Source organism: Photorhabdus sp. RM71S (assembly GCF_042879355.1).
GTDB lineage: Bacteria > Pseudomonadota > Gammaproteobacteria > Enterobacterales > Enterobacteriaceae > Photorhabdus > Photorhabdus kayaii.
Genome location: NZ_JBHFKV010000043.1, coordinates 1 through 24,213, shown reverse-complemented (window position 1 = coordinate 24,213; position 24,213 = coordinate 1). Strand labels below are relative to the sequence as shown.

Annotated in this window: 19 protein-coding genes and 5 pseudogenes; 12 read left to right on the top strand and 12 right to left on the bottom strand. The window is 49.5% G+C overall.

What is annotated here, in order from left to right:
* The 4 genes and pseudogenes from ACGF5R_RS18815 to ACGF5R_RS18800 form a co-directional block, all read right to left on the bottom strand.
* A pseudogene (locus ACGF5R_RS18815) lies at positions 1–2,528 on the bottom strand (type VI secretion system Vgr family protein).
* A complete protein-coding gene (tssH, locus tag ACGF5R_RS18810; RefSeq protein ID WP_387692186.1) occupies positions 2,525–5,191 on the bottom strand; it encodes a type VI secretion system ATPase TssH in 2,667 nt (888 codons plus the stop codon). Before tssH ends, ACGF5R_RS18815 begins: the two are co-directional and overlap by 4 nt.
* A 174-nt stretch (positions 5,192–5,365) precedes the next feature.
* Entirely contained in the window at positions 5,366–5,857 is a 492-nt protein-coding gene (locus ACGF5R_RS18805) for an Hcp family type VI secretion system effector (RefSeq protein ID WP_112879657.1), read from the bottom strand.
* A gap of 4 nt (positions 5,858–5,861) precedes the next feature.
* Entirely contained in the window at positions 5,862–7,280 is a 1,419-nt protein-coding gene (locus ACGF5R_RS18800) for an OmpA family protein (protein ID WP_387692184.1), read from the bottom strand.
* A gap of 11 nt (positions 7,281–7,291) precedes the next feature.
* On the opposite strand from ACGF5R_RS18800, the gene ACGF5R_RS18795 reads away from it, so the two are divergent.
* Positions 7,292–7,480, top strand: coding sequence for a hypothetical protein (locus ACGF5R_RS18795; RefSeq protein ID WP_240000899.1), 189 nt, complete (start codon positions 7,292–7,294; stop codon positions 7,478–7,480).
* 120 nt (positions 7,481–7,600) lie between these two features.
* Here the strand turns inward: ACGF5R_RS18795 and tssL are convergent, their stop codons facing one another.
* The 4 genes and pseudogenes from tssL to tssB all read right to left on the bottom strand — a co-directional run bounded on the left by tssL (position 7,601) and on the right by tssB (position 11,669).
* Positions 7,601–8,263: a type VI secretion system protein TssL, short form gene (tssL, locus tag ACGF5R_RS18790; protein ID WP_112879659.1), complete on the bottom strand. Its 663-nt coding sequence runs from the start codon at positions 8,261–8,263 to the stop codon at positions 7,601–7,603.
* Complete coding sequence (gene tssK / locus ACGF5R_RS18785; RefSeq protein ID WP_387692182.1) at positions 8,260–9,606, bottom strand: type VI secretion system baseplate subunit TssK; 1,347 nt, start codon at positions 9,604–9,606, stop codon at positions 8,260–8,262. Before tssK ends, tssL begins: the two co-directional genes overlap by 4 nt.
* A 4-nt stretch (positions 9,607–9,610) precedes the next feature.
* A pseudogene (gene tssC, locus ACGF5R_RS18780) lies at positions 9,611–11,138 on the bottom strand (type VI secretion system contractile sheath large subunit).
* A gap of 30 nt (positions 11,139–11,168) precedes the next feature.
* Positions 11,169–11,669, bottom strand: coding sequence for a type VI secretion system contractile sheath small subunit (gene tssB, locus ACGF5R_RS18775; RefSeq protein WP_112879662.1), 501 nt, complete (start codon positions 11,667–11,669; stop codon positions 11,169–11,171).
* A gap of 658 nt (positions 11,670–12,327) precedes the next feature.
* On the opposite strand from tssB, the gene ACGF5R_RS18770 reads away from it, so the two are divergent.
* A complete protein-coding gene (locus ACGF5R_RS18770; protein ID WP_158537812.1) occupies positions 12,328–12,504 on the top strand; it encodes a hypothetical protein in 177 nt (58 codons plus the stop codon).
* A 186-nt stretch (positions 12,505–12,690) separates the two neighbouring features.
* Here ACGF5R_RS18770 and ACGF5R_RS18765 read toward each other — a convergent pair.
* Positions 12,691–12,843 (bottom strand): annotated as a pseudogene (locus tag ACGF5R_RS18765) (integrase); the annotation flags it as partial.
* 484 nt (positions 12,844–13,327) lie between these two features.
* Positions 13,328–13,549: a hypothetical protein gene (locus tag ACGF5R_RS18760; RefSeq protein WP_387692180.1), complete on the bottom strand. Its 222-nt coding sequence runs from the start codon at positions 13,547–13,549 to the stop codon at positions 13,328–13,330.
* On the opposite strand from ACGF5R_RS18760, the gene ACGF5R_RS18755 reads away from it, so the two are divergent.
* The 3 genes and pseudogenes from ACGF5R_RS18755 to ACGF5R_RS18745 all read left to right on the top strand — a co-directional run bounded on the left by ACGF5R_RS18755 (position 13,548) and on the right by ACGF5R_RS18745 (position 14,869).
* Positions 13,548–13,940 carry a helix-turn-helix domain-containing protein gene (locus ACGF5R_RS18755; protein ID WP_387692178.1) on the top strand — a complete coding sequence of 131 codons (393 nt, stop codon included), beginning with the start codon at positions 13,548–13,550 and terminating at the stop codon, positions 13,938–13,940. The two genes, ACGF5R_RS18760 and ACGF5R_RS18755, sit on opposite strands and share 2 nt — an antisense overlap.
* Positions 13,855–14,610 (top strand): annotated as a pseudogene (locus tag ACGF5R_RS18750) (transposase). The gene ACGF5R_RS18755 and the pseudogene ACGF5R_RS18750 overlap by 86 nt, the downstream one beginning before the upstream one ends.
* A gap of 34 nt (positions 14,611–14,644) precedes the next feature.
* Positions 14,645–14,869: a sigma-70 family RNA polymerase sigma factor gene (locus ACGF5R_RS18745; RefSeq protein ID WP_387692176.1), complete on the top strand. Its 225-nt coding sequence runs from the start codon at positions 14,645–14,647 to the stop codon at positions 14,867–14,869.
* Between the two features lie 186 nt (positions 14,870–15,055).
* On the opposite strand, the gene ACGF5R_RS18740 is transcribed toward ACGF5R_RS18745, so the two are convergent.
* Positions 15,056–16,981, bottom strand: a complete 1,926-nt coding sequence (locus tag ACGF5R_RS18740; RefSeq protein WP_205068661.1) for a sigma 54-interacting transcriptional regulator — start codon at positions 16,979–16,981, stop codon at positions 15,056–15,058.
* A 247-nt stretch (positions 16,982–17,228) separates the two neighbouring features.
* Between ACGF5R_RS18740 and ACGF5R_RS18735 the strand changes: the two genes are divergently transcribed.
* The 7 genes from ACGF5R_RS18735 to ACGF5R_RS18705 are packed head-to-tail and all read left to right on the top strand — an operon-like array spanning position 17,229 to position 23,125.
* Positions 17,229–17,711, top strand: a complete 483-nt coding sequence (locus ACGF5R_RS18735; RefSeq protein WP_112878338.1) for an MSMEG_0572/Sll0783 family nitrogen starvation response protein — start codon at positions 17,229–17,231, stop codon at positions 17,709–17,711.
* Between the two features lie 29 nt (positions 17,712–17,740).
* A complete protein-coding gene (locus tag ACGF5R_RS18730; protein ID WP_112878337.1) occupies positions 17,741–18,748 on the top strand; it encodes a Nit6803 family nitrilase in 1,008 nt (335 codons plus the stop codon).
* Positions 18,749–18,771: 23 nt separating this feature from the next.
* Positions 18,772–19,869 carry an MSMEG_0568 family radical SAM protein gene (locus ACGF5R_RS18725; protein ID WP_387692174.1) on the top strand — a complete coding sequence of 366 codons (1,098 nt, stop codon included), beginning with the start codon at positions 18,772–18,774 and terminating at the stop codon, positions 19,867–19,869.
* 12 nt (positions 19,870–19,881) lie between these two features.
* Positions 19,882–20,445: an MSMEG_0567/Sll0786 family nitrogen starvation N-acetyltransferase gene (locus ACGF5R_RS18720; protein ID WP_387692172.1), complete on the top strand. Its 564-nt coding sequence runs from the start codon at positions 19,882–19,884 to the stop codon at positions 20,443–20,445.
* Positions 20,442–21,497, top strand: coding sequence for a sll0787 family AIR synthase-like protein (locus ACGF5R_RS18715; RefSeq protein WP_112878334.1), 1,056 nt, complete (start codon positions 20,442–20,444; stop codon positions 21,495–21,497). The genes ACGF5R_RS18720 and ACGF5R_RS18715 overlap by 4 nt, the downstream gene beginning before the upstream one ends.
* Entirely contained in the window at positions 21,485–21,775 is a 291-nt protein-coding gene (locus ACGF5R_RS18710) for an MSMEG_0570 family nitrogen starvation response protein (RefSeq protein WP_112878333.1), read from the top strand. The genes ACGF5R_RS18715 and ACGF5R_RS18710 overlap by 13 nt, the downstream gene beginning before the upstream one ends.
* A gap of 12 nt (positions 21,776–21,787) precedes the next feature.
* Positions 21,788–23,125 carry an MSMEG_0569 family flavin-dependent oxidoreductase gene (locus ACGF5R_RS18705; RefSeq protein WP_387692170.1) on the top strand — a complete coding sequence of 446 codons (1,338 nt, stop codon included), beginning with the start codon at positions 21,788–21,790 and terminating at the stop codon, positions 23,123–23,125.
* 625 nt (positions 23,126–23,750) lie between these two features.
* Here ACGF5R_RS18705 and ACGF5R_RS18700 read toward each other — a convergent pair.
* Positions 23,751–24,072 (bottom strand): annotated as a pseudogene (locus tag ACGF5R_RS18700) (transposase); the annotation flags it as partial.
* Positions 24,073–24,213 lie beyond the last annotated feature (141 nt).

The following is a 24,213-nucleotide window of genomic DNA, read 5'->3' as shown; positions in this document are numbered from 1 at the left end:
TTACTCCTTACCTTCTTTTAAATAGAACTTCATTGCTTCCACCCCTAATTGCTGCTGTTTGGTCACCTTACCATCCGAGCCGGTTGTCGAAGGTTGCTGACCATTGTCCTGATTGTGTAAAAGGCTGCTTTGATGGTTCACCGGTGAATCATCAAAAGGCCAGAGCACCTGCGGCGTTACAGAAAAATCCGTTGTCTCACGTTGGGAAGCCATCTGATTAAAACTCTGCCCACCAAATTTTTGCCACACCGCCGCCCGCTGGATAATGTTATTGGGCGCCCCACTTTCCACCTGCCCGTTGCCAATACGGATATATCCCCCGCCACAAGCCAATAAAATCTCCTCTTTGGCACTGATGATCACTTTGCCCTCATGGCTGCTCACCGTGATATCTTTCAGCGCTTCCAGCCCCATTGCATCACCCTGTGCCTGAATATCTATCCGGCCTCGGCTGGCAAACAGTTTGATCCCCAGCTTTTCGGCAAACAAGCTGATCATCCCACCGGCAGCCACCGTGAATTTTTTCAGCACACTGAAATCGGTATTTTTCCCACTGGTGGCAATAATATTTCCCCCCGCGGAAAGCTGGAGACTTTTCGCCGTCGTCTGAGCGATACCCTCGGGTGCGGAAAGTAACAGCGCTGATTTTCTCAGTTCGGTTAACGTGTCACTCAGTAACGTTTTCTGTTGCTGCAAATCCGCTAATTCAGCTTTGGCGGTTTCAGCCGCACCCCGTAATGCTTCGGTTAATGCCTGCGCCTGTTGTAACTGACCGATTGCCGCCTGCATTGCCAACACATCTCCCCCCGCGTTGGCCTGTTTATCCGCACTGATAAACAGCCCTTTACCGGCCCGAATCGCGCCCCAGTCATCAGTACGCAGCTCAAAACCCGCGCCCCGTTTATCCGGGTGTGGTCGCTGACTGTCCACCAGATGCCCCAGGTTGAGCTGGCTCTTACCGCCGTATTCAGTACTCAGTTTGATGTGTTCCCGACCGCGCTCGTCGTCCATCCGCAATTTGTTATTCGCCGGGGTACGCAGGACGTTGCGTTTGTAGTTGCCCAGGGTGACGTGATCGGGGTGTTTCGAGTCATGCAGCGCATGAGCGATATAGGGCCGATCCGGGTCGCCCCCTTCAAACGCGATCGCCACCTCGGTGCCTGCCAGCAACGGCCAGTGAAAACCATAGGTGTCACCCGCGTAAGGGCGGGCCAGACGCACCCACAGGCTTTCTCCCCCCGGCGGCCAGTCTGCCCGGTCAAAGTCAAACGCCACTTTATACAACCCGTCTTTATCAATATCCCCGTACGGGTCGTTCACTACCGTACTGCTCACCCGGGCCGGCAAGGTGCCCGCTATCCGGGGTTTGGGGATCAATTCAGGCCGGAAACAGACGTTTTCCGCGTAGGGGATCGCCGTGAACGCCATTTCAAAACTGCGATCCCGGCGCGCACTGCTGCGAATACCGGTGATCACCGCCCCTTTACGGAACGCTTCCGGGGCCTCACCCCTGACTTTCAACTCCTGGCCCGGCAACAGCGTCGCGGAAGTGGTTAACCCCCGCAGTTGGGTCTGCCGATTCAGGTAGCGCTCATGGTGCAGCCGGGAGTAGAACACCCCGCTTTCCACTGCCGGATCCAGGTCGTAACGGTTGCCCAGTACCCGGTAGTTATCCCGATAATGGTACGCTTCGCCATACAGGGTCTCATCGCCCCGCGTCACATCCGCTTCGGTATCCATACCGTACTGCGGCAGCGCGTCACGGTAATTATAATCGCGGGTCACCACTTTCCCTTCCACCACCTGATGCGCGGTTTCCATCCCCCACACCGCGTCCACCTCCCCGCCGTGCATCCCTGACGGATGGCGGGCCGGCATACAGATATTCAACTGGTAGTAACGCTGATCGTCGTAAAACTCCACCACCTCAATTTTCAGCCGGTCATCCGCGGTCAGTTTGTACCAGATCCCCACTTCTGCCAGCAGACGTTGCACAAAACGCAAGTCATCTTCGTCGTACTGCATCACCTGCTCCCGCTTCGGGTAGGTGTACGCCAGGGTGAATAAGAAATCCTGGCCACGAAAACCGTGACGTTCACGCAGGATTTTTTCCACGATTTCCGGCACCGACATCTTCTGATAAATAGCGAACTGGCGGCTTCTCGACAACAGGGCCAACCGCGGCTCCAGGGTTACGGTGTAATGGCTTTCATCCCGCGAGGTGGACAGCAGTTTAAATTCGCTGATCACCCCGTATAGCGTGCGCAAGGGAGCCGGGGCACGATTGGCATGCCTCGCCTCCCCGGGTTGAACGGGGGTGACGTCAGGGTAAACGAGGCGTCCCGCATCAGCATCTGCGCCGGTTCGATATCCTTCACCGGGCTGGTGAATTCAATGGTATAACGAAAAGGTCGGCTTAAGGCTTCCTGCCCGCTAAAGGCCACCACATCCAGCGGTGCGGTATTTTTCCACACGGTCAGTGTGTAGCGGCTGTGATCAAAGATGATCGCCGGGGTGGCGTTGTTCATGACGGGCTCTCCGTTTGCTCTGTTTCAGTGAATGTCAGGGTGATATCGCCGGTTTCATCGGCACCCAATACCACCCCAGCTGGTTTAGGGTGATGGGCCAGACGTTCCAGCAGCGCCTGTGATAACACCGGCAAAATTTGCTGGTTGAGCAGACTGTCGATATTACGGGCGCCGCTGTCCGGCAGCAGGCAGGCGCTGACCAGTGTGTCACAGAGGGCGTTTTCCACCTGACAGGTCAGGCCATAATGGGTATGGAGTCGCCGGGTCACCTGCCCCAGTTTGATGTCCACAATACGTCTGAGTGCCTCAGCCGGTAATGGGCGGTAAATCACCGTTTGAAAGCGGGCCAGCAGGGCGGGCTGGAAGTGATCCCGCAGCACAGGATGTAACAGCTCATGCAGCGCGGCATTCGGGGCGTCAGGTTGTTGCGCCAGTAGCGCCATCAATTGATCACTGCCCAGATTCGACGTCATCAATATCACGGTCTGACGAAAGTCGATCTCACGCCCTTCACCATCACGCATAAAACCGCGATCAAATACCTGGTAGAACAGGTTAAGCACGTCCCGGTGAGCTTTTTCCACTTCATCCAACAGCACCACGCTGTAAGGACGTTGACGGACCGCCTCGGTTAATACCCCGCCGTGCCCATAACCCACATAACCCGGTGGAGCCCCTTTCAACTGGGAAACCGTATGCGGCTCCTGGTATTCCGACAAATTGAGGGTGATCAGTGAACGTACCCCGCCAAACAGGCTATCCGCTAATGCCCGTGCGGTTTCAGTTTTGCCTACCCCGCTCGGCCCAACCAGCAGGAAAACCCCCAGTGGACCGTGTTCCGGCGTCAGACCGGTTTTGGCCGCCCGTAAACGTTGGGCGATTTCCCACAGCGCCGTCTCCTGACCTATCACCCGTTCGCCCAAATGCTGTTCCAAATGCAGCAGGCCGGTTTGTTCGTCTTTCAATAAGCTGCTTAACGGGATGCCCGTCCAGTCGGCTACCACGGTGGCGACCATGCGAACATCAACATGCAGTGAGAGCAGCGGTTCAGCTCCTTGTAACGCCGCCAGCGCCGCCAAATCCGCCTTCAGTTCCGGCGTTTGAGGTGAATGTTGACGCTGCGCGAGAATGCGCTCAGCCAGCGCCTTTTCTCGTTGATATTGTTCAGTAAGTTGAGCCGTCTGATCCGCCACCACTGCCCACCGGGCCGCGATGGCGTCCAGACGGGTAACCTCTTCACCTGGCAACACATTTTGATCGGCTTCAATCGCCTGCCGTTCCATCGCCAGCGAATCGCGCTCGGTTTTTAACTGTGTCAGCGATGCCGGTGAAGTCTCTAAGCTCATGCGCACCCGGGCACTGGCGGTGTCCAGCAGATCCACCGCTTTATCCGGGAGCTGACGCCCAGCCAGGTAACGACGGGAGAGTGTCACCGCCGCCTGTACCGCACTATCAAGAATATGGACACCGTGGTGGCGGGTATAACGCGCTTTCAGCCCGCGCAACATCAGGCAAGCGGTTTCATCATCCGGCTCGTCAACGTTAATCCGCTGGAAACGGCGCTCCAGCGCAGTATCCTGTTCAAAATAGCGTTTGTACTCCGACCAAGTGGTCGCCGCGATAGTCCGCAATTCCCCCCGCGCCAACGCGGGTTTCAGTAAGTTAGCGGCGTCTGCGCCGCCCGCCTGATTACCGGCGCCAATCAAGGTGTGGGCTTCATCAATAAACAGTAAGATGGGGGTGGTCGATTGCCGGACAGCTTCAATCACGTTTTTCAGCCGTTGCTCAAATTCGCCTTTCACCCCTGCGCCCGCCTGCAACAGGCCCAGATCCAGCGCCCGCACACTGACCGTTTTCAAGCTGGCCGGGACATCGCCTTCGGCAATCCGTAGCGCCAGTCCTTCCACCAACGCGGTTTTCCCCACTCCCGGCTCTCCCACCAGGATCGGGTTGTTTTTACTCCGACGCGATAAAATGTCGATCATCTGGCGAATTTCATTATCACGGCCAAAGACCGGATCAATGCCGCCTTCGGCGGCGCGGGCAGTGATATCCAGCGTGAATTTATCCAACACGTTTTGCAAAGCCGATGATAACGCGTGAGGATTGGGCATGGGGTTATCTGCGGCGGTCTCCGCCAGGTCAACAGCCGATCCTGCCCCAGTCAAACGCGCCGTAACCTGCTTCTCCGGGCACTCGTCTGAGTGGTGATCCAACAACGGGCGCAAGCGTTGCAGTTGCGTCACATTCAAACAGGGTAACGGCCACGCATCACTCACCCACTCCCCGGCGAGCTGACCGCTCAGACCCTGTAAAAGGTGCACGGAACGAATCGATTCATTGCCCGCTTCCTGCGTCGCCACCGCCCAGGCTATCTGTAATAGCTCACACAGAGGAGCCGATAATCGGGGACGTCGATGAATACGGTGGGGCAGGCCATTAATTCGCGTCAACAGCGACTGCCACAACGCATTCATATCCCACGCATAATGCCGGGCAATCACCGTGATATCACCCTCACCGCCTTCAAGCAGTTTGAGTAACCAGTGTTCTACGGTGATCTCCGCATGAGCCCGTGTCTGGCATAAAGTGGCCGCTGCCGCCAGTGCCTGCGCACAATAGGGATTTAATCGGCGAAGTAAAATAGCTGACTGATTTTCCATGACAATTTGCCTCCATCCTGTTCCTCTGTTGTGACACCGGATACGCTACCGCCCATAGCCGTATACCGAGGCCCATAAGGTCATGATGCTTCATTATTTCGGGTGTTTTTGTCCCAGGTGGGGCCAACGGCCCCACCCGCCTATAAACGATAAAAAATAAAAAAACAGCGGACGTTACGCCGTCGAACGTTCACTCCAGGAATCGGAGTGAATGACGTTGCCGTCTTTGTAAGTCCAGGTGATTTTTTCGTAGCGGAACTCAACGCGTTCCAGATGGTTGTGCTTCTCTTTGGCCGGATCTTTGATGTCATGCATCAGCGGCGCCACTTTCACCACCTTCACGTTATCCAGTTTGGTGTTGAAATATTCTTTCTCCTGACCGGCATCATCAATTTTGTACCACTTGATTTCCGCCGATTTCAGGGTCTGACCGCTGGTGACCGCCTTATACAAATACGGGGTCGAGGCATCAACCTCTTTGGTGAACACCAGCGGCGCGTGCACGCGGGTCCCGGTCAGCTTGCCGGTATTGTTGTCGGTCGGGATATACAAATCATGTTCTAACGCCACAATTTCAATACTGCCTTCCCGGTCCTGAACATCCACAGACCCTTTGATGTCGGCACCGCCGTCATCTTTTAACCACAAATAAGCGGGGATCGCCATAAGTTTACTCCTGTTGTTGTGTCAATGATGTCGCCGGTATCGGCGACGTTGTTGCTGAAACGCCCGGCACCGTTTGCGGTCGCGGACAGGCGACCGCGTTCGGTATCAGACGGATTTCAACTCTGCGATTAGCGGCACGCCCTGCCGCTGTGGTATTCGTCGCGATCGGTCGTGTCGCCCCGTCGCCTTGTACGGCGAAGCAGACAGGCGACAGCTCGCCAGTCTGTAATAGCCAGTCACGGACGGCTTCGGCCCGCGCCAGTGATAGTGCCTGGTTTTTCGCGGCATTACCGGTCGCATCGGTATAGCCGGTGATTAAAATCATCCGGCCCGGTTTAGCGCGGATAGTGATCAACGCATTGATTAATACCGGGGTCGAGCCGGGTTTCAGTGTCGCCTGTCCCACATCAAACAGGGCTAGGCTATTCAGGCTGATCGTCTGCGGTAACGCGGTCGTCACCGGTTTTTTTTCCTGATGTTCAGGGGGGTAACCGGCCATCGCCGCCTGTAACGGCAGACGTAATCGCTCCCCCTGATACAGCCCCAGTCCCAGACGCCACGGCACCCCGTGACGGTAATACTCTTCAAGACGACCGGCATCGGCCCGTAATACCGCCACCGCCTGCGCTTTGCCGCGCTCATCCGTCATGGCGATAGCCTGATAGTGCTGCCAGTCATCGTCCACCTGACGCAGCCATTGCCGGTTATGCCAGGCCGAACAGCCCAGCGCGGTCGTCCCTGCCAGCATAAACAGCCCCAACGCCACCCTCAGCGCCCGCGGCCCAACGGTCTGCCATGATCTCACGGGGAACAGAGGCAATACCGGGTCGGGGAAAGGCAATACCGGCATCCCGGTATCCGGTGAGCTTACCGGGTCACCGGCGCGGTTGAGCGCCGTTTTGGTTTGCAACCACTGTTGCCAGAGATGACCGGTTAACCGCTGCGGTAATACCGAGACAAAGGTCAGCGCCATCGCCTGAGGCGGACAAGGCGGCAGGTCGTATTCGGGGGCCAGGCAAGCGGGTAATACGCATGCCTGCATCCAGTCAGCCCAGCCGGTCAGTTCAACCCCACACTGAAAACGGGCGGCCTGTTCCGCCACGCTGCCCTCGCCCAACCAATCCGCCAGCGGTTGACCTGAGACGCCTTTGCGCCAGACCGTGACGGTGTTCTGACCTGCCTGCCACGCAAACCACGGTGAATCAGGACGTTGGAACTCCCCGGCTAAGTAACCGGTCAGCACTAAAGGTAACGGGATACCCTGGCGACGACGCACCTGAGAAAGCTGCCAGCGCAGTTCCCGTATCCAACCCGCTAGGGCCACCTCATCCCGGTACTGTTGCGGGTTGATAACGGCCATCACGCTCAATTGGCCGCCCCAGGCGGGCCGGGCAGCCAGCAGGCTTGCCACCCCATCAGACAATGCGGTCCCTGATGGTAAACATAACCAGTAGCCCTGCGGCGTCTGACGCCACCGTTCATCACCAAACAGGCTGTCCTGGACGTGACCGCAAACCAGCACCACTGGGCGACGATCACGATCCGGCGGCAGCCCTGCCGACTGGTGGTCAAGGTGTTCCCGTCGCCGGGATCGCTCGGTATAAAACAGTCCGACCGGCGTGAAGAGCAGGACAGTAGCGCCACTAGCCCATCGACCCGCCGGCGATAAGGGGAGCCAGACCAGACAGAGCAACAGCCCTAACCCGGCTGCCCATCCCCATAGCGCCCGTCGCAACATCACACTCATTGCGCCCACCCCGGCAGCAGCGTGATCAGATACTGCCCCAACCCCCACCAGACACCGGTCAGCACGATTATCGTCATGATTAGCGGACCGCCAATGGAACGCAGCCAGGCACAGGACGGTAAGGCCCCGACCAGCACAGGCGAAGGCTGAAAACTGTCGAAAGGTAAGAGGTGTTGGCTTAAGCGGGTTATCAGTTGTTCACGTATCAATGACGTGTCCTCCCGGTAATCCCCCTGGAATCCCAGCAGCAACACCCGGTGAAAACAGGTCAGGACCGTCTGATCGGGTGCCGGTTCATCCAGCACCGTCCGTATCCGCTCATATAACCGGTTGCCCGCTTCGGCGGTACCAAAGAAATGGGCCTGCAACGAGGTGGCGCGCCAGGCCGCATAGCCCTCGTCCGGTGCCCGTTTTAAGACGGTTTCATCCAACAGCGCACACAAAGCATAACGGATGTGTTCCCTTGCGGCGTCCCTGACACCGGCAGCAGACAGCGCCTCCTGCGTCTGTTCTATCTCGTCGATACAGTGTTGCCAGACCACGCTCCCCTGATCCACCCGCACGCCCCGGCACAGTTCTATCACCAGCAGATAGCTGTTCTGCAACAGGGCATCAATATCCGGTGGCGATGTTTTAGTGAGTAAGTGTGATCGATTCATGTCCTCAGCACCGCAAACAGTTCAAGCTGAATATCGCCCAGGATATCGGGCACATAGAAAACACAAGTTCCCGCCGCCAGCATGGCTTTCGCGGACGGATGGGTCAGGTCAAGGGCAAAATACTGGTTCTCCAGCCGCAGGGGGACCGCCGCCGGCACATGATGCATTGCCACCAGCGGGATCCCGGTCAGCGCCCGGTTAATCATCTGGTTAACCTCATCCGGTGCCCCGGCTTTACACAACAGCGGGAACCGGGTCTGCCACTGATGCGCTGGGACGGAAGAACGGACGGAAAGATAAAAATCCGCCGCTTCACGCAAACGGGTATCATGGAGTGTCCCTGTCCATTGCTGTGCCGATTTTGTCAGTTCAATCGCCACCATCCGCGATGGCAGGCTGATTTCCAGTAACTTACTGAGCCTGTCGAACAGCGGCGGTAACACCGCCGTCAGGTTATCGTGCTGATAGCCGGGGATCCCCCCGGCATCATGGGCGAGCGAAAAGGTCAGCAGACTGCCCGCCAGCCTGACCGCTTCACGGTAAAACACCTCCGGGTGCACCGCCCCGTGCGCCTGAAAATCACGCAGTACCGGTTCATAGCTGTTCAGCGCATTCAGTAACCAGAACAGCGACACGTCCGCGACGGCAAAATCCGCCATCCGTTCGTTACTTTCACGGCGCATCCCCATCAACCGGGCCTGTTTGGCCCGCAACTGCGTCAGCAACCGATCGAGCCGGTCCATCAGCCCCGCATGTGCGCTCAGCCGCAGTAACGGCGGCACGAACTGTTCATCAAAGGCCCAGTTTCCCCGGGCGTCACGCACCAGACGGGCAACGGGACAGGTGAGATACGGGCCATTTTCCATCCCGTCAAAACGCAGCGACACGGCATAACGGGCCACCGCCATCGATTCACGGCGGTCGCTGAACTCATCCTGTACCGGCACCCACGCCTGCCGGTAACGCACCGGGCGGTCCGCCTGTTCATCCGGTTTCAGGCAATTACCGCCATTGGCATCCCTGTGTGGCAAGGCCAGCAAGACGGTGACCTGTTGCGTCTCTGCCGACAGCACCGTCGCCAGTTCCAGCACCGGGGGCAGATCATCTGCCCGATCGGTGTCAATCAGCGATCCGTCAGCAAAGCGCACACACAGGTGATCGGCTTTCAACTGCCCCAAGGCCAGGGTGTCTTTATCAAACACCGCGGTCAGCACCCCCCAGGGATGTCTCAGCCCCAGGCGGGCAACACATTCATGGGTATACGCCTCCCAGCGGGCCTGTTGCTGAAACTGTTGGGGCGACAAGAGGGCGCCCGTCACCCAGAGCGGACGATCAATTTTCATGTGGTTACCCCTTGGCTTTCGGCATCTGAGCAACCAGCGACAGATTGACGTCCAGTCCTTCCACCTGAAAATGGGGCACTGCGTACAACCGGACCCGGAAGAAACCGGGGTTGTCGTCAATATCTTCAACTATGACACGCGCTTCGCGCAACGGGTAAGAGGCCTGCACATCGTCAGAAGGATCGGTCATTTCGGTCACCAGGGTGTTGATCCAGTTGTTCAACTCAATTTCGAGCAGACGCCTGTCCTTGGTGGTGCCGATTCTCCCGCTGGATGAGCTTCAAATAGTGGGCAATGCGTGACAACAGAAAGATATAGGGCAGACGCGCATTGATACGGCTGTTGGCCGTGGCTTCATGCGTGTCGTACAACGCCGGTTTTTGCGCGGAGTTGGCCGAAAAGAAGCAGGCATAGTCGCGGTTTTTGTAGTACGAGAGCGGCATAAAACCCAGATTGGCAAATTCAAACTCGCGGGTTTCCGGGATCATCACTTCTGACGGAATTTTGACCTGATTACCGGTCCCCAGATCGTAGAGATGGATCGGTAAATCCGTGACGGCACCCCCCGCCTTCGGCCCGCGGATCTGCACACACCAGCCATTGCTGACAAAGCTCCTGACCAGGTTGGCGGCAAACGCAAACGCGGCGCTGGTCCACAAATATTTATTGTGATCCGGCCCGGTGACCGCTTCGACATAGTTAAACGTGCGGACCGGCACGGTATCCGGGCCGTAGGGCAGACGCCCCAACACACGCGGCATCGTCAGGCCGATATAGCGGGCATCGTCACTGTCGCGGAACGCCTGCCACTTGATGTATTCAGCGCGGTCAAAGTAGCTGCCGATGTCTTTAATCGCCGCCACGTCTTCCATGGTTTTTTTACCAAAAAAAGCCGGTCCGACCGCGCCGATGAAAGGCATATGCGCCGCGGCTGATACTTTGGCGATATTACGTAATAAGGCAATATCCTGCGGGCCGGCATCAAATTCGTAATTGGCAATCACCGCGCCGACAGGTTCGCCGCCCGGTGTGTCGTATTCCTGAATGTAAGTGTGGTGATAGAAACCACTTTGGATAATTTCCGGCGCGTCATCAAAATCCTGCCGTAAATCTTCCTTGGTCACATCCAAGACTTCGATTCTGACGTTTTGACGAAAATCCGTCCGGTCAACCAAAAATTTCAGGCCGCGCCAGGCAGATTCGATTCGCTGGAATTCTGGATGATGCATCACCACATCCAACTGACGGCTGATTTGGCTGTCCAATTCACCGATATGGTGGTCCAACAAGGTTTTGTCCAGCCGTTCGACTTTTTGTGCTGAAGCTTTCAGCAGATTGAGAAAAACACTGACGGCGGCGGTCACCCGCTCATCCGCCGTGACATCAGCCAGCGCGTCACTATGTTGAAAAAATTCAATGTCGCTCAGCTGTTCGACCGGCTGTAAGTGGATTTTTTCAAACAATGACTGATAAACACTGCCTTCAGCGTAGGTTGTGGTGGCCGCCGCCGCGGCTTGTTCTTGTCCCGTCATTCATTTCTCCTGACTAAAATACCGTTATCATCAGATAGCTTTTGGCGCTAATGCCGCCAGTTCAGTACGCAGTTCATCACTGAGGGCCGCGTCTTTGAGAATGCGCTCAAATTCACGACGAAACGTGCTGTTGTCCAATAAATTGGATTTCAAATCGCGTAGTAAATTACGCATCGAAAGCAGCGCCCGCAGTTGGGGAATTTGGCGGGCCACGTGCTCAGGATCGAAATCCTTTATTTGCCGGAAAGTGAGGGCGATATTTTCTTCGCCGCCATTTTCAGTCAGGGTATTTTTCACCGTCAGATTAACGGCGGGGCTGAATTCAGCCATCACGCTGTCAAAATTGTTTTTATTAATAGACACTTTTTCTCTTTCCGAGAGCGGACGCTGTTCCCGTCCATGACTGTAATCGCCCATCACCAATAATTTCAGCGGCAACTCCACTTTTTTTTGCGCACCACCGGTATGCAAATCCAATTTAATATTTACCCGCGCTTTGGGGATTTCGTTTTGAAAACTCTGGGCCATCATCGGCTCCTCAGTAATAAAAAAGAACGCCGGGCATGAGGGGCATGCCCGATAAATTTCAGGAACGAAAAACGGATTCAGCTATTTCAGAGCAGGCAGTTAACCGGGCAGTAAATAAGAGAAAACCGACAAGATCCGCCGCAATAAATAAAGCTATTTATCGGGTAGATCATTTCCTAACCAGTTCGATTCTCTAAACAGTTTTATCTGAAATCAAGACATTTTTTATCCTACCGCACTTTTTGCACAAGATAAATTGGTCATAAAAACCCCTCTATAACCTAAAAAGAAGACAATATATAAACCTAACCTAAACGACATGGCATTTTCTTGCAAAAAATATGGTATTTATTTTCATAAAGTGATAGCGACTTATCTGTTTTGTTATCATTAGGGTTATTCATCACAATATAGGACGGTGATATCTTTTTAAATTTATACTATTTTTCAATTAACTAAGTCATAAATAAACCGTGCTTTATTGGATGGGTAAAAAAGAGAATGGTTATCAGTCAGATTATGCGAATGAGAATAAATTTAATTAAGCAGAGTCATATTGATGATATTATGGGATAACTCGCTTATTCATTATAGCTTTTATAGGATAATGCGGATGGAAATGAGGAAGTCCTATCCTATGCGATAGTCAGGGATATTTTTTTTGGCTATTTTTGATGGCATGAAAGTTATTGAAGGGGGTGTTCCTGAAATAGGGAGCCGAAGTACGGGGAAAATACGATTATTGATGATGGATACGATGATTTATTTTCTGGTATTCCGTCTTCACATTCATGTCCCGGAGACGCGAGGCTATTTAAGTCAACGACAGGTGTTATAAAACACCGCTGAATGCCTATAATCAAAATGAAATTCACCGAAAGTTGGATACACAATCATAATAACATTCTCGTGTTTTCCTATTTGGAAATCATTTTGCTGTGTTAAGCTCAACTTTCCTGAGCGCATCCGAACAGAGCGGGCGCACTCATGTCCAGTTAATGGGTATTTACACTAAGCACGGGGTTTATAACACCCGTCTCACATACTCTCGTCCTCGGCTACAGTTGTACTTATCCGTCGTACAAAATGACTTATGCCCGAGTAGTCGCTGCGTGTTTACTTGATGCTCTCTGTCTAGCCGTTCAGATAAAGACCTTTGTTCATGAAATGAGGGGGGGATTACCTTCCCAACAGTCAAGAGAGTAAGCAATATCTCGGGCATGCGCAAACGAAACAATCAGTGACCAGGGATTAAAACGGGGGAGACGAGAAAGTGCGCCGACCATCCTGGCGGGCTTATCACTGTTGTTAAACACGTTACAATTGTTGTCGGAATACTCGGCAGAGGAACTGACCCGGCTAGCCGCCAGTGTGCTGGATCAGTTCGGTGATGTGTAGATACCTATGTCTACAGGGTGAGGGGGATTCATCTTATTACCAGCACTGTCAATAATCCGAGGAGCCTCATAGGCCCCTTTTTTATTTAGAAATCACCACTTCATTCCATGTTTGTAAGGCTTTCGACAAATGCCCGTGTTTTTTCTTAAAGGACTCATCACTTAAAATAGTTTTGAAAGGTGCGTTAAGGTCAGTGCAACTGATGCTACAGCCAACCGCCTTCAACGTGTCCTGGAGCGCATTGCCATCCAGACCCATCTTGTCTACCGTCTCTCCGCTAACCAAAGCCTGAACAACATTGGTAAAGCCAGTTGAGTCTGCGCCACTGTCAAGTTTGCGTTGCAGCTTTGCTCCACAGCCTCTTTGTAGTAAACCGTGTATTTTGCCATTATGGGAGACATTGTGTTCAATGCCAAAATATATGCCCCAACTTCATTGTCATTTGGACTACCAGCACTACTTACCAGCGGGGTAAGCATAAGCATGGAAAAAATTAACACTCTTTTCATTTTCACTTCTGTTTATATAGGAGAACAAAAAGCCGAACTTGAACACCTCCATCACACCTGCCGTGATAAGAGAGAGTGTGATCGCATCAAAGCGGTCCTGCTGTCCTCTGAGGGCTGGAGTTCTGTCATGATCGCTCAGGCCCTGCGTCTGCATGAAACGACCATTAATCGTCATATCAGCGATGACCTTAACCACCGCAAACTGAAGCCCGAAAATGGCGGCTTTCAGAGCTACCTCAGCGAAACACAGACGCAGGAACTTATCGCTTATCTGACCGCGAATCTTCTGCCCACCACACACAGAGGCGGTTATCCGCCTTGTCGAAGAATGGTGGGATATCAGTTACACCGTTCCCGGCATCAATAAATGGCTGCGCCACAATGGGTTCAGTGATAAAAAACCGACCGGCGTGCCCCACAAGTTCAACGCGGAACAGCAGCGGGCCTTTATAGAAACCTATGGGAAACTGAAACAGGAAGTCGGAGACCATGAGCCCATCCTGTTCATTGATGGCGTTCATCCCACGCAGGGGACAAAACTCGCTGATGGCTGGATACGCAAAGGCCAGAAAACCGCAGTGAAAACCACGGGAAGCCGTACCCGTCTGAATCTGATGGGGCCCCTGAATCTGGCCGATATCAGCAAAACCGTGGTACGCGAATATGATCGTATCGACAGTTATCACATCGCAGAATTTTTCATTGCCCTGCGTGGAAACCTATCCGGTCAGTCAGAAGGTTCATATTATCCTTGACCGAGCCGGTTATCACCGGAGTGAATTGGTGAAGACTGGGCTTATGTGATGAATATTGAGCTTCATTACTTACCGCCATATAGCCCGAATCCGAACCCGATAGAAAGGCTATGGAAAGTGATGAATGAAAAAGTCAGAAATAATCGTTACTTCGCCTCGGCGGCCTTGTTCAGGCAGGCGATACATCACTTTTTTACGGAAATATTACCGGAACTTGCCGGGAACCTGTCGTGCCGTATTAATGACAACTTCCAGGTTCTGAATCTTGCATCTTCAAGTTAAGTGGGTATATATAAACTCGACACCAGAAATGACCATGCCTTCTACTGAAAGCAGAATCGCCACATTTGAACAGCTTGAAAAACTCGATATCACTCTTGATAAATTGCCAGTCCAAGTAAAAAGAGCTTTTTTGCTGACACAGCTACAAGGACTGCGTTATAGCGAAATAGCTGATCAGCTTCAGGTTTCTTCCAGTTCAGTAAAACAGTATTTGCAACGAGCACATAACAAATGTAAAAAAATTCAAATTCTCACTTAAAATTCAAAAAACCATGTTACATTCAAAATTGATTTCATTAATAAATAATTAATAAAGTTAATTATTTTAATTTAACTATAATTGAATGTTATATAAAGAAAACAAGACAAAGCCCGCAATTTTTTGCGGGTTTTGGTCACTGGTAAATAAGGTGCTAATACATATGAAGTGCACTTTCCAGGCTTTTTAATAATCAATTCTCAATTTCTTTAAGCGTGAGATCAATGTCGTTGGGTTCATGCCCAACAATTTTGCTGCACCGTCATCACCAAAAATTTTCCCTTTGCATTGTTTAACGGCAAGAGAAAAATTTTTAATTTCCAACTCTTTCAGTTGCTGCATGGTCAGCACGACTTCAATTTGTTGAAGTTTATTGTGAATATTCTGATGCATAGTTTCATTTTGCTGTTGATCTTGTTCTAGCAAATATTTAAAGGAAACAGTGCCTTGTTTCGCTATAATTAGTGCGCGTTCAATGACATTTTGCAATTCACGAATATTGCCAGGCCAGTCATATTGCTGTAGTTCTAAAATATGCCTTTGTGAAAATGGTAGATAATTAATTTTACGCTTGTCACAAATCAACTTAGTAAAATGCGTAACCAAAAGTGGAATATCTTCTTTACGGTTACGTAAAGCTGGTGAATAAACCGGGAATACATTTAAACGGAAATACAGGTCTTCACGAAAGCGCTTGTGTTTAACTTCTTCTTTTAAATTGCGGTTGGTGGCAGCAATAATCCGCACATTCACATGTCGCGTTTTTTCTTCGCCGACCCGCTCAAAGGTTCCTTCCTGCAATACACGCAGCAATTTACTTTGTAGCTCGACAGGAATCTCGCCAATTTCATCTAAAAACAGTGTGCCCTGATCTGCCAATTCAAAACGTCCGGCACGGTCACGCACCGCCCCAGTAAATGCACCTTTGACATGTCCGAAAAATTCACTTTCAAACAGTTCCGAAGGAATGGCAGCACAATTGACCCGAATAAGTGGTTGCTGTTTACGGTGACTGGATTGGTGAATAGCACGAGCAATCAGCTCCTTGCCTGTACCTGATTCACCATAAATCATCACATTGGCATCGGTTGGCGCGACTACCTTAATTTTTTCAATAATCTGTAAAATGGATGCACTACTGCCAATAATTTCATGATATTGATTTTCCTGTAAAATTTCCTCTTGCAGATATTCATTTTGCTGTTCCAGTCGGCTTTTTAAATCTTGTAGTTCTTCAAGGGCATGGGTCAGTTGCCTTTCGGTATTCAGCCGATCGGTAATATCACGGAACACCACTACCGCGCCAATGATTTCACTATCACGAATCACTGGGGTACTGGTAAATTCCACTGGAAAGCAACTGCCGTCACGACGCCAAAAAATTTCCTGAACCCCTTCATGCACAATACCGTCATGTACTGCTGCATAAATCGGGCACTCTTCTACAAGATAGGGCTCGCCATTTTCATGGGTATGGTGATGAATCTTATGGATATTGTCACTCAATACATCTTCAGGTTGCAGCCCCAACATTTTAGCCCCGACAGGGTTAATAAAGGTACACAAGCCTTGTTTGTTAATACTGTAAATACCGTCACCGACTGAACTCAGTAATAAATGCTTGCCTGTGTCGGAGTCAATAAACAGCTCTTGCAAGGCTTGCGATTCTTTTAAACCTGTACCAATGACTTTATCAGCATTTATATTGAGTTGGCGCAGCTCTAAATCTTTAAGATCCACCAGCGACCATATCAGCAAAGTTTTATTTTTATAGGGCAATGAAATGGAAGTAATATCCAACTGGATTTTTTCACCATTTTTATCAAAGGTATACAGCTCATTATTCCAAGCCCAACCTTTTACCAAAGCGCCTTCGGTAAATGCCATAAGGTATGGTAGTTGTCTGAAATGACCAAAAATGGAAGTTACCGTTTTTTGCATAATTTCATGACGTTCATAGCGTAATAGTTTAGTGGCACTGATATTCACATCAATAAACTGGTTTTGATGTGGGTCCAACACAATTAATGCCTGTGACGTGTGTTCAAATACCAACGGACGAATCGAGTCTTCAGAAACTACCCAGTCCGAGATAAAGTCAGTTGTATTCATACTATGAATTTTCATAATTTAAGTTATGGAATTTCATAATACTACGAAAAATCCTAATTCCCTAGTAGCGCTATTTATCTCCATGAAAAATATTTTTATAAAATTTAAATGATATTTTTCAATGTGATAATAATTAACTTCCGCTCCAAAATATAACTTGGCACAACTCTCGCAATAATTTCTCGCAATAGTACAGACAGACTACATGTTGGTTCATTCCCAAATAACATTGAACTAGGAGTTGGTTATGCCAAAGATTGATATCGAGCAATATAAAGATGGCGATTTTCTTGTTGATTATGAAGAAAAAGTGTTTGAGGACGTCAAAGCCCAGCCAGGTGAAAAGGCACTGGTGACTTTCCATACTGTTGCATTTGAAGGATCAATTGGCTTGGTCAATGTGTTACAGGCAAAACGTTTGTTGCGCAAAGGCTTTGAAACCAAAATTTTGCTTTACGGCCCAGGCGTGCAGTTGGGTGTACAACGTGGTTTTCCAACTTTAGGGGCGGAAGCTTTTCCGGGTCATTTAGCCGTCAACAATCAGTTGAAAGCCTTTATGGAAGAAGGTGGCGAAGTCTATGCCTGCCGTTTTGCGTTGCAAGCGTTGTATGGACAAACCGAAAAAGCGCTTATTCCGGGAATTCGTCCAATTAATCCATTGGATGTGATGGATTTAAGACTGCTGATGCGTCGTGACAATGCCTTAATCATTGATACTTGGACTGTCTGAGTAAACATAAACTATGAGGGGATAAGGTTATGAACCGAATAATTAAAGCTGCCGCAGTACAATGTAGTCCTGTGCTTTACAGTCAAGCCGCAACAGTAAAAAAAATCTGTGACATTATTTTAGAGCTTGGAAAACAGGGAGTGCAATTTGCAGTCTTTCCTGAAACCGTCGTGCCTTATTACCCTTATTTCTCCTTTGTACAACCGCCATTTGCTATGGGTAAAGAACATTTAAAACTGTTGAATGAATCGGTGGTTGTCCCTTCCGAAGCAACCTTAGCGATTGGTCAAGCCTGTCTTGAAGCCAACATGGTGGTGTCGATTGGCATTAATGAACGTGCAGGCAGTACGATTTATAACGCGCAACTGCTATTTAATGCCGACGGTTCAATCATTCAGCATCGCCGCAAAATTACCCCAACTTACCATGAACGAATGGTGTGGGGACAAGGTGATGGCAGTGGTTTACGTGCCATTAATTCTGCGGTAGGGCGTATTGGTTCGCTGGCATGTTGGGAACATTACAACCCGTTGGCACGTTTTGCCTTAATGGCAGATGGCGAACAAATTCATGCTGCCATGTTTCCTGGTTCGTTGGTAGGACAAGTCTTTGCCGATCAAATCCGCGCAACCATTCAACACCATGCTTTAGAATCTGGCTGCTTTGTGATCAATGCTACCGCATGGCTGCATCCCGAACAGCAACAGCAAATTATGCAAGATACTGGCTGTGATATCGGTCCAATTTCAGGGGGATGTTTTGCCGCCATCGTTTCTCCCGAAGGCAAACTCCTGGCTGAACCGATCACACAAGGTGAAGGTTATTGCATTGCTGATCTGGACTTTAGCCTGATTGATAAACGTAAACGCATGATGGATTCAATTGGACATTACAGCCGACCTGAATTACTCAGCTTATTCATTGACCGTCGTCCAACACAGGTATTACACGAACTGAAAGTTGAAACATCAGCTCAAAGTCATCTCGAAAAGCTCTCAAAATTTAATGAAGAACATGTCGAAACCATATTGATGTAAACCCAATCGATAGGGGGTTAAAGATGTCTGCAATACAACTATTAACCAATTTGCAATTATTAACTGATTTGCAATGTAATGGTCTGAAATGGGAAGGCAATTTTGGCTTGTCCCGTAAAGGCGGCGCAGGGCCAAGCGATCATAAGGCGCTGAGCCTTGACGGGCAGACCATGATGATTCCTGTGCTGAACCTTGCAGCACAAGATTCTCCCTACACCGCAAAGCCTGAACCGCACTCTGACAAGGTAATTGTCTTTAAAAACCGGATTCCCGTGGCGACCTTAACTGCACCAACACGACCACGTTTTTACGATTTAAAAACCGCCGAAGGCATTGCCTATGAGCAAATTGCAACCTTACATAGCCGTGATGTGTTGGCGACAACAGTGTTACAGCATTGCATTCGTATGAAGGACAAGGCAACTGCCTGCCAATTTTGCTCGATTGATCAGTCTTTAAAAGAGGGTCGAACCTTGATCCGTAAACGCCCGGAACAATTGGCTGAGGTAGCGAAAGCAGCCGTTGAACTGGATGGCGTCAAGCAAATGGTAATCACCACTGGTACGCCAAACACGGGAGATCGTGGCGCCAAAATTTTATATGACTCAGTTCAAGCGATTAAGGCACAAGTAGATTTGCCGATACAGGTACAGTGCGAACCACCTGATGATTTTGCCTGGTTTCAACGTTTAAAAGATGCAGGAGCGGTGTCGATTGGCATGCACCTTGAGGCGGTAAGCGAGCGTGTACGGCAGAAAATTATGCCGGGTAAAGTCGAAGTATCATTGGAAAAATATTTTGCGGCATTTGAAGCAGCCGTTACGGTGTTTGGTCGAGGACAGGTCAGTACCTACATTTTGGCAGGTTTGGGTGATACCGAACTGGAAATCGTGGAGATGACCGCCAGACTGACCGAAATTGGGGTGTATCCATTTGTGGTACCGTTTGTACCGATTCAAGGTACACCATTAGAGCATCACCCTAAACCTGATCACGCTTTTATGCAGTCGCTCTATCCGAAAATTGGACAGCAACTCAAGCAACATGGTTTGAACTCGGAAAATACTCAAGCCGGCTGTGCCAAATGTGGCGCTTGCTCTTCGCTGAAAGCGTATGAATAAGGAGAATGTGATATGGAACTTTCTCACCATCCCTGGCTGCTTGAGCAAAATGAAGGGCAGAAACAATTTGTTAGCGATGACATTGCCATCAAAATTGTGTCGGAAGATTGGGAGCGTCGCCAATATTATCGTTTGCGTGAAATGACCTTTCGCGATGAACAGAAAATCTTGCAAGAAGATCGTGACGAATACGATGTTAAAGCATTAGGCATTGTTGCCATTGAGAAAATGTTTGGTGAGCATGACCGAGTGATTGGCGCAGTACGGATTTTTCCTGATAGCGAACAGACGTGGTATGGCGGGCGTTTATGCGTAGAACCTTTATATCGACGTCGCCATATCATTGGTAAAACGTTAATCAATACCGCGGTATCGACTGCCAAAAACCTGGGATGCCGTACTTTTTTAGCCACCGTGCAAAGTCAAAATGAACGCTATTTCCAACGGTTGTGTTGGGATAGTTTGTATCAGTTAACCGTTGCCAACATTCCACATGTGCTGATGCAGGCACAGATTGAAAACTATCCGTTACCGCATGTCCCGATGCAAGCCTATATGCAAAAGGAGACGCAATGATGGAACTCAATCAATTACTCGAAATATTAAAACATACACCCGCTATGCACTCCAAGCAGGCGATTGCTCACCATGTTTCAATTAACACAACTTGCCATGTGGATTCATTGGATAGCTTATATGCCTATCCCGGAGATGACACCGCAGCTGTGCCACTAAATGGTCAATATGTATTGCACGCCTGTGAAGGCATGTTACCCAGTTTTGTGACCAATCATCCTTATTTTGCGGGGTGGTCAGCGGTCATGGCGAATATTAGTGATATTGCCGCAATGGGTGGTCGGGCATTGTCAGTGGTGAACAGTTTTTGGCATACCAGTAGCGAACATGCCCAATTGTTAATGCAAGGCATGCAGGATGCTTGTCGTGCTTATAGCGTACTACTGGTCGGAGGACATACCAATATTGGGGTAGTTTATCAGCCCACTTTATCCGTTGCGATTCAAGGCATAGCACGAAAACTGCTCTCGGTGTTGCATGTCAAACCACAACAAAAAATTCTGATTGCTTTAAATCTAAAAGGGCAATTCCACCCCAATACCACTTATTGGAAATGCTTTGAACGAGTGTCTGACCGCATTTTACAGTCACAAATTGCCTTGCTGCCGCAATTGGCGGAGACAAATCTGGTTCATGCTGCCCGTGATATTAGCAATGCCGGTATCTTAGGCAGTTTATTGATGCTGCTCGAAGCCACGGCATCGGGGGCACATATCAATTTAGATGCCATTCCTAAACCTGATGATGTGGACTGGTTTAAATGGCTACAAATCTTCCCCAGTTTTGGTTTTTTACTGACGGCCGATACAAATGAATGTGAAGACATTATCGCGTTGTTTCACCATCAGGATATTGCCTGCGCGGTGATTGGTGAAACCAATGTCAGTGGCGTAGTTGCCGTGCAACAGCAGCAGCAAGACGGAATATTTTGGGATTTTAACCGCCAGATGTTTACCGGTTTTTGTTATGCCGATGCGTTAAAAAAATTACAAGCTCAATCCATACAGATTAAACCTAAAAGTCAGCAGGAGTCGATGTTATGCCCAGTGTGAATTTTACTGTGAAATGGCCTAATGGGGAGCTGATTCAATATTACTCCCCCTCAACGGTGATTTATGAATATCTGTCCATTGGTCAGCGTTACCCAAGTATGCAGTTCTTGCATCAGGTTGAAAATGGTCTGCATGCCGCCTCGGAAAGGGTACTGGCACGTTATGGCTTTTTCTGTAGTTCAGCCGTGGACAATCTGGCGATAATCAAACGCCAAGCCAAATTCTTCGGGCTAAGTCCAGAAGATCAAATTGAAGTTATTGAAATGACGAATCAATGAGAGGGATATCCCATGTTAAGTATCCAAAATCAAATGTTACAGCCAAATTATGATGTGGTCATTGTTGGTGGTGGTCAGGCAGGTTTATGTATCAGTCACTATTTGCAAAAAGCGGGCATTGACCATGTGGTATTGGAAAAAGAATCCGAGTTGACTCATAGCTGGCGCCATAAACGGTGGGATAATTTTACCTTGGTGACACCAAACTGGCAGTGTCTATTGCCTGAACATCCTTATCAGGGGAACGATCCTGACGGCTTTATGAAAAAGTACGAGATTGTGGCATATCTTGACGAATTTATTGAAAAAACTAATCCTCCCGCCATTTTAAATATTCAGGTAAAACATGTGAAAAAAGTGGCAACGCATAAGTTTGTCATTGAAACCAATCACGGTACAACCACAGCCAAACAGCTTGTCGTTGCAGCAGGCGGGTATCACACCCCGATTTATCCAAAACTAAGCGATACCTTGCCTAAACATGTGAAAGTGATGCATTCGGAAGAATATTTAAATGCAGATCAACTGTCTGAAGGTGCAGTGTTGGTGGTCGGGTCAGGGCAATCCGGTGCACAGATTGCCGAAGATTTACATCTGGCAGGCAAAAAAGTCTATTTATCGACAGGCAATGCACCACGTTGTGCTCGCTTCTATCGCGGTAAAGATGTGGTGAAATGGCTGTTTGATATGGGTTATTACGAAACGACTGTCAAACATCATCGCTATAGTGAAAAAGTACGTAACAGTACCAACCACTATGTCACAGGGCGTGACGGCGGGCGTGATATTGACCTGCGTAAATTTGCCTTAGAAGGTATGCAACTGTTCGGACATTTTGATGACTTTAAAGAGGGTCAATTCTGGTTTAGACCAGATTTATCAGAAAACCTAGACCTTGCCGATACCACTTATAATCGCATTAATGCCTCGATTGATGAGTATTTAGAAAAAAACAATATTGCAACCGACGAACCTGCATCGGTATATCAACCGGTTTGGCGGCCTGAGCAAGAAATCACACACATTGACTTAGTAAAAGAAAATATCACCTCAGTGATCTGGTGTATTGGTTTTAAACCAGATTATTCATGGATTGATTTAGATATTTTTCAAGCCAATGGTTATCCAAAACATGACCGTGGTATTACCATCGATCCAGATGTCACATTTATTGGTTTGCCGTGGTTATATACATGGGGTTCTGGACGTTTTCTCGGGATCGATCAGGATGCCGCCTATGTGGTGCAACATATTGAGCAACAAATAAATCAGCAAAATATGCATATGCCACATACTCTGATTAAAGGTGCTAAATCTGCAATCAAAGATAAAAGAATATCTCAAATGTGAAATTCCTAACTTCGCCTGACAGAATATTTTTAAACGCTTATTTTTTTAATAAGAGTCTGGTTGCAAAAACGGGGGTGACCATAGATTTTACGCTCTCCTGGGTGAGTAGACCTACCCAGTCACCTAGGTAGGCCTCTCCTCAGAACCGGACATGCTGAACTACCGCATCCGGCTCCCGATAGATCAGTGTCCCCGCACATATTCGGTGAGCTAGAACATCGATACCGTTTTCCAATTTGCAGGAAAACCTATGGCTTTAAGAGCACGAAGCAGTCTGTCCCAGGTAACACGACGTTTCCCCCCTCGACGGTTTAGCCATTGCAGGCTGATCCGTTTGGATCGTTCCAGAAATTGACCAACTCGTCTTTGGTTGTCGGAAACTCCGTAGTAGTTGACCCACCCTTTAATTACTCTGATCACATTCTTGACAACACTCAAGGTGTCTTTCGCGTTCAAGTTCTTCCTAAGATATTGCTTCATGCCTTTGAGTTTGGCTGAAAAGCGATCTTTACGGCTGGTTAGTTTCAGTCGCCAGAAACCGCTTGCAGCTTTACCCCAATAGCAGGTAAAGCTTAGGAAATTAAAGGTGGGTAGCCGTTCTCTTCGCTAGTGCGTCCTTTGCGCAGCGATTTTGACTCAGGGTTGAGGCATCAGGGACCTTCTCGGTCAATCCGAGGCGCAGAAACCAGCGGTAAGCCACATTGACCTGAATTTCCTGTACCAGACGGCGTTCACTGGGGATCACGAATAAGTAGCCAAGTAACATCATTTTAATCAACCTGACCGGATCGATGGCTATTGTGGCAATACAAAGGCGCGACTAATTCGCGAATAAATTCGAAATCAATGGTGGCATCGATTTTACGGACCAGATGATTTTTGAGCACCAGCTCGTCAAGCGAGAGCGTTTCTGGCGGGAAAGTCTGGAGAGGGGGTGTTCTTAACATAGCGGCAAGCTCCGTTTGGTGAACGGAACTTAATTAACCTGAACTCTGGATAAAAAAATGGAACTAAGTGCCTGTTCCAAGATCAAAATTTTCGACCAAGAAAAAAACGATCTTATTAGGAACAGGCATGGATAAACTAGT